The organism is Arthrobacter ginkgonis, assembly GCF_039540195.1.
Lineage (GTDB): Bacteria > Actinomycetota > Actinomycetes > Actinomycetales > Micrococcaceae > Zafaria > Zafaria ginkgonis.
Genome location: NZ_BAABEO010000034.1, coordinates 186,640 through 199,649 on the forward strand (window position 1 = coordinate 186,640; position 13,010 = coordinate 199,649).

General features: G+C 71.3%; 11 protein-coding genes. 5 read left to right on the top strand and 6 right to left on the bottom strand.

The window, feature by feature from the left end:
• Window positions 1-32: 32 nt before the first annotated feature.
• The 3 genes from ABD912_RS21750 to ABD912_RS21760 are packed head-to-tail and all read right to left on the bottom strand — an operon-like array spanning window position 33 to window position 3,859.
• The gene (locus ABD912_RS21750; RefSeq protein ID WP_345154281.1) at window positions 33-1,088 is read right to left on the bottom strand and encodes an ABC transporter permease; all 1,056 of its coding nucleotides are present in this window, start codon (window positions 1,086-1,088) and stop codon (window positions 33-35) included.
• A gap of 3 nt (window positions 1,089-1,091) precedes the next feature.
• Window positions 1,092-2,702 (bottom strand): sugar ABC transporter ATP-binding protein, encoded by a 1,611-nt coding sequence (locus tag ABD912_RS21755; protein WP_345154283.1) that lies wholly within the window; start codon window positions 2,700-2,702, stop codon window positions 1,092-1,094.
• Entirely contained in the window at window positions 2,699-3,859 is a 1,161-nt protein-coding gene (locus ABD912_RS21760) for a sugar ABC transporter substrate-binding protein (RefSeq protein WP_345154285.1), read from the bottom strand. The genes ABD912_RS21755 and ABD912_RS21760 overlap by 4 nt, the downstream gene beginning before the upstream one ends.
• Before the next feature lie 213 nt (window positions 3,860-4,072).
• Between ABD912_RS21760 and ABD912_RS21765 the strand changes: the two genes are divergently transcribed.
• Window positions 4,073-4,855 (top strand): GntR family transcriptional regulator, encoded by a 783-nt coding sequence (locus ABD912_RS21765; protein ID WP_345154286.1) that lies wholly within the window; start codon window positions 4,073-4,075, stop codon window positions 4,853-4,855.
• A 47-nt stretch (window positions 4,856-4,902) separates the two neighbouring features.
• Here ABD912_RS21765 and ABD912_RS21770 read toward each other — a convergent pair whose 3' ends face one another.
• Window positions 4,903-5,970 (bottom strand): methionine ABC transporter ATP-binding protein, encoded by a 1,068-nt coding sequence (locus tag ABD912_RS21770; RefSeq protein ID WP_345154289.1) that lies wholly within the window; start codon window positions 5,968-5,970, stop codon window positions 4,903-4,905.
• A gap of 1 nt (window position 5,971) precedes the next feature.
• Window positions 5,972-6,886: a MetQ/NlpA family ABC transporter substrate-binding protein gene (locus ABD912_RS21775; RefSeq protein WP_345154291.1), complete on the bottom strand. Its 915-nt coding sequence runs from the start codon at window positions 6,884-6,886 to the stop codon at window positions 5,972-5,974.
• Window positions 6,887-7,191: 305 nt separating this feature from the next.
• Between ABD912_RS21775 and ABD912_RS21780 the strand changes: the two genes are divergently transcribed.
• The 4 genes from ABD912_RS21780 to ABD912_RS21795 all read left to right on the top strand — a co-directional run bounded on the left by ABD912_RS21780 (window position 7,192) and on the right by ABD912_RS21795 (window position 11,206).
• Entirely contained in the window at window positions 7,192-8,448 is a 1,257-nt protein-coding gene (locus ABD912_RS21780) for an SfnB family sulfur acquisition oxidoreductase (RefSeq protein WP_345154293.1), read from the top strand.
• 4 nt (window positions 8,449-8,452) lie between these two features.
• The gene (locus ABD912_RS21785) at window positions 8,453-9,124 is read left to right on the top strand and encodes a methionine ABC transporter permease (RefSeq protein WP_345154294.1); all 672 of its coding nucleotides are present in this window, start codon (window positions 8,453-8,455) and stop codon (window positions 9,122-9,124) included.
• A gap of 162 nt (window positions 9,125-9,286) precedes the next feature.
• Window positions 9,287-10,255 carry a zinc-binding dehydrogenase gene (locus ABD912_RS21790; RefSeq protein ID WP_345154295.1) on the top strand — a complete coding sequence of 323 codons (969 nt, stop codon included), beginning with the start codon at window positions 9,287-9,289 and terminating at the stop codon, window positions 10,253-10,255.
• Between the two features lie 12 nt (window positions 10,256-10,267).
• Window positions 10,268-11,206, top strand: coding sequence for a PaaX family transcriptional regulator (locus ABD912_RS21795; protein ID WP_345154297.1), 939 nt, complete (start codon window positions 10,268-10,270; stop codon window positions 11,204-11,206).
• 18 nt (window positions 11,207-11,224) lie between these two features.
• On the opposite strand, the gene ABD912_RS21800 is transcribed toward ABD912_RS21795, so the two are convergent.
• Entirely contained in the window at window positions 11,225-12,997 is a 1,773-nt protein-coding gene (locus ABD912_RS21800; protein ID WP_345154299.1) for a PucR family transcriptional regulator ligand-binding domain-containing protein, read from the bottom strand.
• Window positions 12,998-13,010: the final 13 nt, after the last annotated feature.

Below are 13,010 nucleotides of genomic sequence, written 5' to 3' on the forward strand. Positions count from 1 at the left end.
TCTGGGGAGGGGGCTGGCGGGACGGGATTGGTTCAGGAGCGGGTGGCGGCGTTCTTGTGCCGGATGGCCTGGGAGAGGGCGACGGCGGCGATCAGGGCGCCGCCGTAGAAGATGTCCTGCACGAAGTTCTTGGCGCCGAGCATCTGCAGGCCCACCACGCCGGAGTACAGGAAGTACACGGCGACCAGGGTTCCCCAGGCGTTGAAGCGGCCGGGGATGAAGGCGGTGGAGCCCAGGAAGCAGGCGGCCAGGGCGGGCATCAGGAAGGACTGCCCGGAGGAGGGGTCAGCCCCGTTCAGGCTGCCCGCGTAGACGATGCCGGCCAGGGACATGACCAGCCCGGAGGCGATGAAGGAGCCCGCGCGGATGCGGTCCACCTTGAGCCCGCTCAGGTGCGCCACCTGGCGGCCCTGGCCAACGAACAGAAGCCGGCGGCCGTAGGGGGTGCGGGAGAGGACGAAGGCGATGACCACCACGACGGCGAGGCCGTAGAAGAACTGCGGCTGCAGGCCGAACAGGACGCGGGACCCCGCGGTGGCGGTGGAAAGGCCGCGGTCGATGCCGGTGACGGTGGAGGAATTGCTCATCCAGTACACGATGCCCAGGAACAGGGTTCCGGAGCCGAGCGTGGCGATCAGCGAGCTGACCTTCAGCACCACCACGAAGAAGCCGTTCAGCGCCCCGGCCAGCAGCCCGACGGCGATCGCGGCCGCGATGCTGGCCCCGAGCGGGACCCCGTGCTGGACGTTCAGGACGCTGAGCGTCATGGCGGACAGGGACATGGTGGAGGCGATGGACATGTCGTACTCGCCGGCCGTGAACGGGATGAGGGACCCGGCGGCCATGATGAGCAGGACCGCCTGGGAGCCGAGGATGTTCTGGTAGTTTCCGGCGCTGGCGAAGTTGCCCGGCAGGATGGCGCTGAAGACCAGCAGCAGCAGGACCCACGCGCCCGGCAGGGCGAAGCGCTCCAGGTTGTGGGCGGACAGCCAGGCCGGCCGTCCGGCGGCCCGCCGGGGGCCCGGCTGCGTGGGGGAGTCCTGCGTAGTGGCCTTGTCCGTTGAATTCTGGGCGGCGGTGGCGGTCATCGGTCAGCCCACCTTTCGGATCGGGTCGGTGCCGTGATGTCCCTGCATCACGTGCATGGCAATGGTGTTGCGTTCGACGTCGGCGCCGGCGAGTTCGTCGACCACCCGGCCGTCCTGGATGACCAGGACGCGGTCGCAGATCAGGGCGAGCTGTTCGTAGTCGGTGGTGGCGCACAGGACCGCGGTCCCGGCGTCGGCGGCCTCCAGCAGCCGCTGGTTGATGCCCTCCCGGGCGCCGACGTCCACCCCCTGGGTGGGGTCCTGCAGCAGCACCACGGAGGGATTGGTGTCCAGCCACTTGCCGAGCACCACCTTCTGCTGGTTGCCGCCGCTGAGCATCCGGAAGTCCTTGCGCGGATCGGAGGGCCGGACGTCGTAGCGTTCCACGAAGTCGCGGCCGTGGCGGGCCAGTGTCCGCGGGGAGATCCCGAGGGGGCCGGAGACGGCGCCCAGCCGCGGCATGAGCGCGTTCTCCGCGACGCTGACCTCCAGCATGCCGCCCTCCGTCTTGCGGTCGGCGGGAACGTAGACGATGCCCCGGGCCAGGGCCCCTTCCGGCGTGGAGGCGGGTGCGGCGCCGCCGGTGTCCGGCATGGCCACGGATCCGGATTCCAGCGGGGCGGCGCCGTAGATCGCCGGCAGCACGTCCTCGAACCCGGAGCCGGCGAGGCCGGTCAGGCCCAGGACCTCGCCGCGGCGCAGTTCGAAGTCCACCCCGGCGGCCCGGCCCGCCGCCAGCCCGGTGCAGGCCAGCACGGTGTCGGCCGGTCCCGGTTCGCCCTGCCCGGTGGCGCGCACCGGCCGGCCGGTGCCCACGGTCCGCCCCACGATGCGCTCGCTGAGCGAGGTCGGGGTGGCCGAGTGCGCGGGAACGACGCCCTGGAGCCGTCCGGCCTTGAGGACCACGATCGTGTCGCTGTGCTCGATGACCTCCTCGAGGTCGTGGGTCACCAGCAGCACGCTCAGGTCGTACTCGTCCAGCAGCTGGCGGACCGCGCCGAACAGCAGTTCGGTGCCGGCCCGGGGCAGGAACACCGTGGGCTCGTCCAGCACCAGCAGCGTCTTGTTCGGCCCGAGTTCCTCGACGGCCCGCAGGATCGCCACCAGCGCCTTGTCCGTGTCCGTCAGCGTGGAGATCGGCTGGCGGGGGTCGGCGGCGATGCCGAAGCGGGCCAGCAGCCAGGCCGCCTCGCGGTGCATCGCGCGCCAGTTGATGAATGCGCCCCGGGCGTGCAGGATGCGTTCGTGGAGCAGGTTCTCCGTGATGGACAGCGCCGGCACCAGGCCCAGGTCCTGGTGGACGAAGCTGATGCCGTGCCGGCGGAACGCCGACGGGTCCTCGTAGGGGAAGATCTCCTCTCCCCGGATGAAGAGGCGGGTGACGGAATCGGGCCGGTAGACGCCGTTGAGGATCTTGATCAGGGTCGATTTCCCGGACCCGTTTTCCCCGACCAGGCCCACGACCTCGCCGGCGGGGATCTCCAGGCTGACCGAATCCAGGGCCTTGTTGTCCCCGAACGTGATGGACACGTTCTGGAGCCGGACGTTGGGCTCGGACCGGCCCGGAAGCCCGACGAGCTCGCCGTCGGGCCCCACCGGACGCCGGGTGATCACTGCTTGCCCCAGAGCGCCTCGTAGCCGGCCACGTAGGCGTTGCCGTAGCCCTGCCCGGAGGCCGGCGGGGTCCCGGTGCCGGCGACGTTGGCGTCGGTGATGACCTTCAGCGGGGTCTGCTGGTTGCCGTCGGCGGTGGTCTCGGCGCCGGTCAGGATGCGTCCGGCCTCGTCCAGCGTGGACCAGGCCAGCCAGGTGACGTCCTCGCCCACGTCCATGGCGACGGTGTCGCCGTCCTGCATGAGCTTGAGGATCGCGGGGGTCCCGTTGAAGGAGGCCGTCTTCACCTGTCCGGTCTTGCCGGCGGAGAGGACGCCGGACTCCACGTAGAGCATCATCGAGTCGTACACCGGCAGGACGAAGTCGATGTCAGGGTTGGTCTGCAGTTCGGCCTGCACGGTGGAGGCGATGTCGGTGGCCCAGGCGGTGACCGGGACATCGACCTCGCTGACGCCGCAGCCGCCGCAGTGGGTGGACAGCTCGTCCTTCATGGCCTGGACCATGCCGTTGGACGGCGGCACCTCGCTGGAGTTGACCAGCAGGATGTCGCCGTCGCCGCCGGTTTCCTGGATGGCGTAGTCGGCCATCAGCCGGGCGGCCTCGTTGAAGGGCGCCGTGATGTATCCGGCCACCAGGTCCTCCAGCGCGGCCGGAAGCGCGGTGCCGTTCTGGTAGGTGTGGGTGCTCAGCACCGGGATGCCCGCTGCCTTGGCGCGCTCGAGGGCGGGGACGATCAGTTCCGCGTTGACGCCCTGCGCCAGGATGATGAGGTCCGCCTTTTGGCTGATCGCCTGGTCGACGCCCGCGGTGTGCTCGTTGGGAAGGCCCTGGTTGGAGTACTCCACCCAGCTGGCCCCGTAGGACTCGGCCAGGCGCTTGGCCTCCGCGTCGACGACCTCGATGTAGGGGACGGAGCTGCTGTTGGGGATGTTGAAGATCGTCTTGCCCTTGATCCCGGCCATGTCGAACGGGGTGCCGGCGAAGGTGAACTCGGGGTCCTGGGAGAATGCGGCGATCTGGTCCTTGGCGTGCTGCACGCCGGCGGTGTCGGTTGCGGTGGTTCCGGAGGCCTCGGAGGCGCCGGAGCAGGCGCTCAGGGCCAGGGCGAGGGTGGCCATGGTGGCCAGGGCGGGGACGATGCGGCGTGTGGTTTTCATCGGGAACCTCGGCAATCGGTGTGCGAATGGGAAGGAGCGGGGGACCTCCTGGACACCATGCAATAGGGGCGATGTTTCCGTCCGCCTTGCGGAGGGTAAATCTGTTGTTGCGCCACCCTGGTTGCCGCAACCGGGGGCCTTCGAGGCCGATACGCTGTTCAGGTTCCCGGCGTTTCCGGGCAACATGCCCGTTATTTAGGAGAGACACCGCCCGTGCACACCAAAGCGCAAGTGCTCATCGGTTTCACCCGACGTACGGATTCGGCCCGGCAGGTCGCGGACCTGATCCGGTCGGACATCGTCAACAACCGGTACCCGGTGAGCCTGCCGTACGAGTGGGACCTGGTGGAGATTTACCGGGCCACCCGCAACGTGGTGCGGGACGCCATGGCGATCCTGCAGGGGCAGAACCTGCTGCGCCGCATCCCGGGCTCCGGGACGTTTGCGCTGGCCCCGGGAACGAGCTTCAACGTGGACCGCAAGGAGTCCCGGGTGATGGTGACGCTGGAGCCGGACCAGAAGCGCACCGTCGAGCCCACCTATGCGGAAACCCGGATCGAGGGCTATCCGGACGGGACCTACCAGTGCGTCAACGCCCAGGTCACCGGGTGCCCCGACACGGTGGCCAGGATGCTGGAGATCCGGCCGGGGGACCCGGTGCTCTATGTGGAGGTGGGCATCTCGCTGAACAACGAACGCCAGCGGCTGCGCTCGAGCTGGGTGCCGCTGGAGCGGGTGCCGGGCATCGAGGCGGCCCCGCTGGACTGCTTCATCCCCGACCTGATCGCCCAGATCACCGGCAGCGAGACGCACTGCAGGCGGATGCTTTTCGAGGCCGTGAACGCCGACGCCTCCGCCGCAGTGCTGCTGGGGGTGCCGGAGAACGCGGCAGTCCTGATGACCGAACGGGTCAACTGCATCGCCTCAGGCGAACCCGTCGAATTCGGCTTCAGCCGCCACCGCGGGGACCGGACGCTGTTTGTCAGCAACCTCTGATCGTCAGCAACCTCTGACCGCCGGCAGGCCCTGACCGGGTCGAGGCCCTACAGGACCTCGACCCGGTCAGCGACCGCCCGCGCCCGCTCCAGCAGCACCTCGGCGTCGGGCGCGCCGGCGGCCACGACCAAGTGCCCCTGCGGGCGTCCCTGCACGGGGGAGATGCTGGAGGCCAGCAGCTGGACCGGGGAGCCGGCGTCGTGCTGGAGGTGCGCGACCACGGCCGCCACGTCCACCGGACGCAGGCCGTCGAAGCGCAGCACCAGGCGCGCGTCGCCGTCGTGCTCGACGCCGGCGACCTCGGCGCCGAGCTCCTCCGCCGAGTTGCGGCGGAAGGAATGCAGCAGCGCCCGCGTGGTGCCGTGCGCCGGAGCGCTCAGCACGCGCCACACCGGCCCGTGCTCCACCACGCGGCCGCCGTCGATCACCGCCACCTCGTCGCAGATCTCCTGGATCACCGCCATCTCATGCGTGATCAGCAGGATTGTGACTCCGCGTTCGCGGTTGATCCGGCGCAGCAGGGCCAGGATCGAATGCGTGGTCTCCGGGTCCAGGGCGGACGTCGCCTCGTCGCAGAGCAGGATCTCCGGGTCCTGGACCAGCGCCCGGGCGATGCCCACGCGCTGCTTCTGGCCTCCGGAGAGCTGGCCCGGGTAGGCATCCGCGCGGTGGTCCAGCCCCACCAGCTCCAGCAGCTCGGCCACCCGCAGGTCGGCCTCGGCGGCATTCACCCCGGCCAGCCGCAGCGGCAGCCGCACGTTCTCCCACACCGTCTTGGACGCCATGAGGGAGAAATGCTGGAACACCATGCCGATGCGCCGGCGCAAGTCCCGCAGCGCGGGCCCGGTCACCGTCGCGATGTCCTCGCCGTCCAGCAGGACCCGCCCGGAGGTGGGCCGCTCCAGCAGGTTCACCGTGCGCAGCAGGGTCGACTTGCCGGCTCCGGAGCGGCCGATCACGCCCGTGATGCGGCCCGCGGGCAGCTCCAGCGTGACGTCGTCCAGGGCCGTGACGGCGGTCCCGGCCTTGCCGTTCCGGGGGACGTAGGTCTTGGTCACGTGCTCGAAGCGCACGGCGCCGCGGGCGGCCTGCGGTGGGGCGGTTGCCGCGGACATGTCAGAAGCCCAGCGAGATGTCGCCCTGGTACTTGTCCAGGATGAACTGGCGGGTGGCCTCGGAGTTCAGGGCCTCGCCCAGCTTCACGATGCGCGGATCGTCCTTGAGCTCCGGGCGGGTGACCAGGTACTCGGCGTACTTCGGGTTCGCCTTGTCGGTGAAGATGGCGGTGTTCACGTCGATGCCGGCGTCCAGCGCGTAGTTGGCGAACACGAAAGCGACGTCCACCTGGTCGATGGAGCGGGCCAGCTGGGCGCCTTCGAGCTCCTTGATGTCCAGCTCGCGCGGGTTCTGCGCGATGTCCTGGATGCTGGACTGGGAGTCGCCCGGGGTCTTCAGCGTGATCAGGCCCTGCTCCTCCAGCAGCACCAGGGCGCGGCCGGCGTTCACCGGATCGTTCGGAATGGCGATGCTGGCGCCCTTGGTGACCTCGGCCAGGGAGGCGAACTTGGTGGAGTAGGCGCCGAACGGCTCGATGTGCACCGGCACGGTCGGCACCAGGTCCTCGTTGTTCTCCTTGTTGAAGTTTTCCAGGAACGGCAGGTACTGGTAGTAGTTCCCGTCCAGTTCGCCGCTGGCCAGCTGCGCGTTCGGCTGGATGAAGTCCTGGAACACCTTGACCTCCAGGTCCACGCCCTGCTCGGCCAGGACCGGCTTCAGGTTCTCGAGGATCTCGGCGTGCGGCACGGGGGTCGCGCCGATCACCAGCGTCTGGCGCTCCGTCGCGGCGGCAGCGGTGCCCTTGGCGCCGAGGCTGGGAATGATCGCGGCGGCGGCAATGGCGACGACGGCGACGGCGGCCACGGCCGAACCGATCACGATGTTGCGCTTCTTCGCCTGGGCGCGGCGCTGCGCGGCTGCGGCGGCGAGGCGGCCTGCGGCGCCGGATTCGGGCGTGTTGTTGTCGGTGGACACGGGGGTACTCCTGGGGGCACGGGGACGGAAGGGGCATCGGAACGGAAGGGGGCTCGGTCCGGTGGCGGCCCCACTGGATGTCAAGGGTAGGGTCGGGTCGAAGATCCTTCGGAATTCCCGTCACAAAGCGGCATATTTCCGAATGTTGCGTCGATTCGGCCCCGTTCATGGCGTTTTGTGACCGATTGCTACGCCCTCGTGGCCCGCGGCGGGCGAATGTGACGCGTGGGGCCCGGAGCGCGTCCGGCGGCGGCCATCATCGGGAAAGCCCCGGTATCCCTCCGACGAAGAAGTGAAGTAGCGCCATGAACCCGTCCGTTCCCACCCCTGCCTCCCTGCAGTCCTCCGCGAGGCCCTCCGCCCGGCCGTTCACTCGGCCCCTCACGCCGGCCCGCCGCATCGCCTCCGAGGCCGAGGCCCTGGAGACCGCCGCCCGCCTCGCGGACCGGTTCGCCGCCCGCGGCGCCGAGATCGACGCGGCGGGCACCCTGCCGGCCGACGTCGTCGACGAGTTCTCCGGCTCCGGGCTCTGGGCCATCACCATCCCGGCCGAATACGGAGGCCTCGGCGCCTCCACCGGCACGCTGGTGGAGGTCATCGCCCGCATCTCCGCGGCGGACCCCTCGCTGGGCCAGATCCCGCAGAACCACTTCTGCCTGGTCGAGGACGTCAACCTCTCCGGCACGGCTGACCAGAAGCGCTTCTTCTTCGACCTGATTCTGGACGGGGCGCGCACCGCCAACGCGTTCTCCGAGGCCGGCGGCAAGACCGCCGCCGACATTTCCACCCGGATCCTGCGCGACGGCGACGACTACGTGGTCAACGGCCGTAAGTTCTACGCCACCGGCACCGCCTACGCGCACTGGATCCCGGTGCTCGGCGTCGACGACGAAGGCCGCGAACTGCTCGCCTTCGCCCCGGCCGATGCCGACGGGCTGCACGTGGTGGGGGACTGGGACGCCTTCGGCCAGCGCGCCACCGCTTCCGGGTCCGTGGTGCTCGCCGACCTGCGCGTCCCCGCCTCCCGCGTCTTCCCGATGTACCGCGAATACGAGGAACCGACCATCGCCGGCCCGCTGGCGCAGATCACGACGGCGGCCATCGACCTGGGCATCGCCCGCGGCGCCTTCGCCGCCACGCTGGAAGCCGTCCGGGCCTCCCGCCCGTGGATCGACGCGAACGTCGAGACGGCCACCGCGGACCCCCTCACGCTCTCCGAACTGGGCCGCCTCGACATCGACATCGATGCCGCCGACGCGCTGCTCCAGCGCGCCGCCGTCGTGCTGGACCAGGCCAAGGCCCGCTCGACAGAGGATTCCGTCGCGGCCGCCTCGGTCGCCGTCGCCCGCGCCAAGGTGCTCACCACCGAGGCCGCGCTCGCGGCCGGCTCCAAGCTCAACGAGCTCGGCGGAACCCGCTCCACGGTGGGCGGCAAGCGCCTGGACCGCTTCTGGCGCAATGCCCGCGTGCACACCCTGCACGATCCGGTGCGCTGGAAGTTCCACCTGGTCGGCAACTACGTCCTCAACGGCGTCCGCCCGGCCCGCCACTCCTGGAACTGATCCGATGATCGAGACGCTGCTGCCCAACGTGAGCTGGCCGGAGATCGGCCAGGCCGTCCTGGACACGCTGATCATGCTGTCCTCCGGCCTGCTGTTCACGCTGCTGCTGGCCCTGCCGCTGGGCACGCTGATGTACCTGACGGCCAGCGGAAACCTGCGCGCCGCCCCGCCGGTGTACCGGGTGCTGTCCTTCCTGGTGAACCTGATCCGCTCGGTGCCGTTCATCATCCTGATGATCACGGTGCTGCCGCTGACCGCGTTCCTCACCGGCACCACGCTGGGCGTGCGCGGGGCCGTGCCCCCGATGGTCATCGCCGCGGTGCCGTTCCTGGCCCGGCTGGTGGAGATCGCGCTGCGCGAGGTGGACAACGGGCTGATCGAATCCGGGCAGGCGATGGCGGCCTCCACCTGGCAGACGATCGTCCACATCCTGCTGCCCGAGGCCCGGCCGGCGCTCATTGCCGCGGGCACGGTCACCGCGATCGCCCTGCTGGACTACACCGCCATGGCCGGCGTGATCGGCGGCGGCGGGCTGGGCGACCTGGCCATCCGCTACGGCTACCAGCGCTTCCAGACCGACGTCATGGTGGTCACCGTGGCGCTGCAGGTCCTGCTGGTGCAGGCCCTGCAGTTCTCCGGCGACCGGATGGTGCTGCGGTACGCGCAACGGCGGTAGCGCCCCTTCCGGCGGAAGCGCCGGCGAGTGGCGGGCGGCGGGGACCGTTCCGCTACGCAGGACAAATTTTTTCTTGCAGCTCATCGGTTTGTCATACTTCGGGAAGGCCGGTTCCCGCCGCGCCCGCAGCCCCGCGCTGAAGACCGATGCAAGGAGCCCCCGATGCTTGCCGCCGTTGCCGTTGCCCAGAACGCCGCCGATCCGCTGTCCTGCCTGAAGCTGCAGGACGTCCCCGTGCCGGAGGCGCCGGCCGGCTGGACCCGCGTCCGGGTCAAGGCCTCCTCGCTGAACATGCACGACGTCTGGACGCTGCGGGGGATCGGCCATGACCCCAAGAACATCCCGATCGTGCTCGGCTGCGACGTCGCCGGGGTGACCGACGACGGCCGCGAGGTGGTGGTCTACCCCGTCATCGCCGACCCGGACGCCGGCTTCGGCGACGAGACGCTGGATCCGAACCGCGCGCTGCTCTCCGAGCGGCACGACGGCGGCTTCGCCGAGTACATCGTGGTGCCGGACCGGTGCCTGGTCGACAAGCCGGCCGCGCTGAGCTTCGAGGAGGCGGCCTGCCTGCCGGTGGCCTGGTCCACCGCCTACCGGATGCTCTTCACCCAAGCCGGCCTCAAGGCAGGCGACCGGGTCCTGGTCCAGGGCGCCGGCGGCGGCGTCGCCTCCGCGGCGATCGCCCTCGCCTCCGCCGCCGGAGCGACGGTGTACGCGACCAGCCGCACCGAGGCCAAGCGCCAGCTGGCCCTGGAGCTGGGCGCGCACGAGGCCTTCGAGACCGGCGCGCGGCTGCCCCAGCGCGTGGACGTCGTCATCGAGACCGTCGGCGAGGCCACCTGGGCCCACTCGCTGCGCTGCCTGCGCCCGGGCGGGACGATCGTCATCGCCGGCGCCACCTCCGGCACCAGCCCCGAGGCGGACCTCGGCCGGATCTTCTACCAGCAGCTGCGCATCCTCGGATCCACCGGGTCCACCCGCCACGAGACCGTCGCCATGCTGCGCATGCTCGAATCCACCGGCCTGCGCCCGCACATCGACCGCGTGCTGCCGCTGGAGCGCATCCACGAGGGCTTCCAGGCCATGATCGATGGCGACGTGACCGGCAAGATCGTCATCACGCTCTAACGGAAGGCACCCGTGGCAAACCCGGCACAGGTCTCCGCATCCGCCACCGCTTCGGCGCAGGTGCGGATCTCCGCGCGCAACATGCTCGTGACCATCTTCGGCTACACGTGGCGGCACTGGCACGACCACCTCCCCTCCGGCGCCCTCGTGGAGCTGATGGGGGACTTCGGGGTCAGCCCCGCCAACGCCCGCGCCACCCTCAGCCGCATGGCCCGCGAAGGCCTGCTGGAATCCGCCAAGTCCGGCCGGAACACCTTCTACCGGGTGGCCGGCGGAACCGTGGCCCGCGTCGGCACCGGCACCCGCCGCATCGTCTCCCGCGGGGACGCGGGCACGTGGGACGGGACCTGGACCGTGGTCCTCTACTCCATCCCGGAGGAGCGCCGCGACAGCCGGGCGGGGTTCCGCGAGCAGCTGCGCCGCGAAGGGTTCGCCCCGTTCTACGACGGGGCCTGGATCGCGCCGGGCCGGCGTTCCGCGGCTGCCCTGCGCGCGGTCGCGGACCTCGGCGTGCCGCAGGCCAGCGTGTTGACGGTGCCCGACGCCGACCTGGCCGCGGTGGGCCGCGCCCCGCTGGAATCCTGGGACCTGGACGCCATCGGCGGGCAGCTGCGCGAGCTCCGCGATCGCTCCGACGCCGTGCGCCGCCAGGCCGGCGGCGGGATGGACCCCGCGGCGGCCCTCGTCGAGCGCGCCGTCCTGATGGCCCGCTACCGCGACGTGCTGGCCGCGGATCCGGGGCTGCCGCCGGCGATGATGCCCCCGGGCTGGCCGCGCGGCGAAGCGCGCGCGGCGTTCGGGAAGGCCTTTGATGCCCTGGCGCCGCTGGCCGAAGCGCGCGTGCGGGAGGTGCTGGGCCGGTACGGCGAATCCCTCCCGCCCAAGGTGGAGGCCATCACGACGGCGGAACTGGCCGAGGTGGGCGAGCTGGGCCCCGAACTGCCGGTCTGACGAAGTGCGGCCCGGGCGTCAGACCGGGGCGCCCGTCTGGCCCACCTCGCGCAGGCGGTGCCAGAGCAGGGCCACGTGCAGCGCCGTGCGGACCTCAGCGTCGTCGAGGGACACCCCGAGCCGGTCCTGCAGCCGGGCCAGCCGCGCGTACAGCGCGGGGCGGCTGAGGTAGCCGGTCCTGGCCAGGGCAGACTTGTTGCCGCCGTGCTTGAGGTACAGCTCCAGCAGGGCCAGGGCCTCGGGGTCCGGGGGATCGACCAGCGGGGCCAGTTCGGCCTCGGCGAACGCGCGCAGCCGCGGGTCGGAGCGCATCAGCGCCAGCATGCCGCGCAGCCCCACGTCGGCGAAGCGGTAGTAGCGGCGCGGGCGGGTCTCCAGGGTGGCGGCGATGTCCGCCACCTGCGTGGCCTCGTCCAGGCCGGCCGCCGCCTCCGGCAGCGAGGCGCGGGACCGGCCCACGCCCACCGACCATGGCACCTCCGAATCCTGGGCACCCGAGCGGGGAAGGCCGGAGAGTGCGCCGGATTCGGCCAGTTCCCCGAACACCCGCTCCAGCAGGGGGTCCTCCAGCTGCCGTGCCGGAACGCCCAGCAGGACACCCAGCGATCCCGAGTGCAGTCCCGCCGCCAGCATGGACCGCCGCGCGGAGCGGACGGCTGCCCCGAGGGACTCCAGCAGGGCCCGCTCGCGCAGCTGCAGGCCCGTCGGCTCCTCGCCCGGCAGCCGGTCCAGCCGGATCACCACCGGAACGTACAGCGGCGCCGGCTCCAGACCCAGGGCGACCGCACGGGTGCGGGCCTCCGGCTCGGTCATGGCCAGCGGCTGGCGCAGCTCGTGCATCAGGCCGGCCCGGGCCGCCTCCAGCAGGTCGCGTTCGTCGCGGCCGGCCATCCGGGCGATGGTCAGCGCCTGCCCGGCGCGGTCCAGCACCTGGGAGGCGTCGGCGTCGTCCTCCAGCACGGCCGGGACCACCAGCCGTCCCCAGCGGCGCCCGCTGACGCCCACCGGCGTCTGCAGCCAGTCCTCCTCGTCCTCGCCCTGCCCGGTCTGCCGGCGCCTGCCGGTCTGCTCGCGGTATCCGACGCGGCGGGACCGCTCGGTCCACCGCCGCAGCAGCGGCTCGGGATCCTGGCCAGCGGCGGCAAAACCCAGCACCAGGTGCGCCACGTCCTCCAGGACCACGGGGGCCGCGACCATTTCCGCGGTCCGGTCCACGATCTGCTGTTCGCTGGCGTTTTGCAGGCTCAGTTCCGTGAACACCTCGTGCAGGTGGCGGGCCCGTTCGACGCGGGCCAGCTGCTCGCCCACCAGCATCCGGTGCACCACCTCGGTCACCCGCACGAAGCGGACCGGACGGTTCAGGAGCACCACCGGCAGGGGCCGGCCGGCGGCCGCCTCCCGCAGGGCCGCGGCGGCCGGGTCGGCCAGCGTTCCGTCGGGTTCGACCAGTTCGACGACGGCACCGGCCGCGCCCGCGGCCTGGAGTTCGTCGAGGAAACGCGCGGCCGCCTGCGCCGAGGAACGGAAGGACGGCGAGCGGAAGGACAACCCGGAGCTGAGGACCAGCTCGCCACCTTCCAGGACCGCGCCCACCCGCTCCCCGTCCGCGATGTGGACCCAGCGCACCGAGGCATCCAGGCCCTCGGCGCCGGCGAGGACCTCCGGGGCGCCGGAGCTGACCTCCTCCAGCGCCAGCACGGTACGCACCGTGAGCGCCGGACCGGAGGCCGCGGCCGGGAAGCCCCTGGGCAGGGAATTCGGCGGCGTGAGGGGCCGGGGAGACGTGCTCATTTACAGAGTGTAC

What these genes read in the sequence shown, in the direction of transcription:
- ABD912_RS21750 (WP_345154281.1), bottom strand. Translation starts at nt 1,088, where the DNA reads ATGACCGCCACCGCCGCCCAGAATTCAACGGACAAGGCCACTACGCAG.
- ABD912_RS21760 (WP_345154285.1), bottom strand. Translation starts at nt 3,859, where the DNA reads ATGAAAACCACACGCCGCATCGTCCCCGCCCTGGCCACCATGGCCACC.
- ABD912_RS21770 (WP_345154289.1), bottom strand. Translation starts at nt 5,970, where the DNA reads ATGTCCGCGGCAACCGCCCCACCGCAGGCCGCCCGCGGCGCCGTGCGC.
- ABD912_RS21780 (WP_345154293.1), top strand. Translation starts at nt 7,192, where the DNA reads ATGAACCCGTCCGTTCCCACCCCTGCCTCCCTGCAGTCCTCCGCGAGG.
- ABD912_RS21785 (WP_345154294.1), top strand. Translation starts at nt 8,453, where the DNA reads ATGATCGAGACGCTGCTGCCCAACGTGAGCTGGCCGGAGATCGGCCAG.
- ABD912_RS21790 (WP_345154295.1), top strand. Translation starts at nt 9,287, where the DNA reads ATGCTTGCCGCCGTTGCCGTTGCCCAGAACGCCGCCGATCCGCTGTCC.
- ABD912_RS21800 (WP_345154299.1), bottom strand. Translation starts at nt 12,997, where the DNA reads ATGAGCACGTCTCCCCGGCCCCTCACGCCGCCGAATTCCCTGCCCAGG.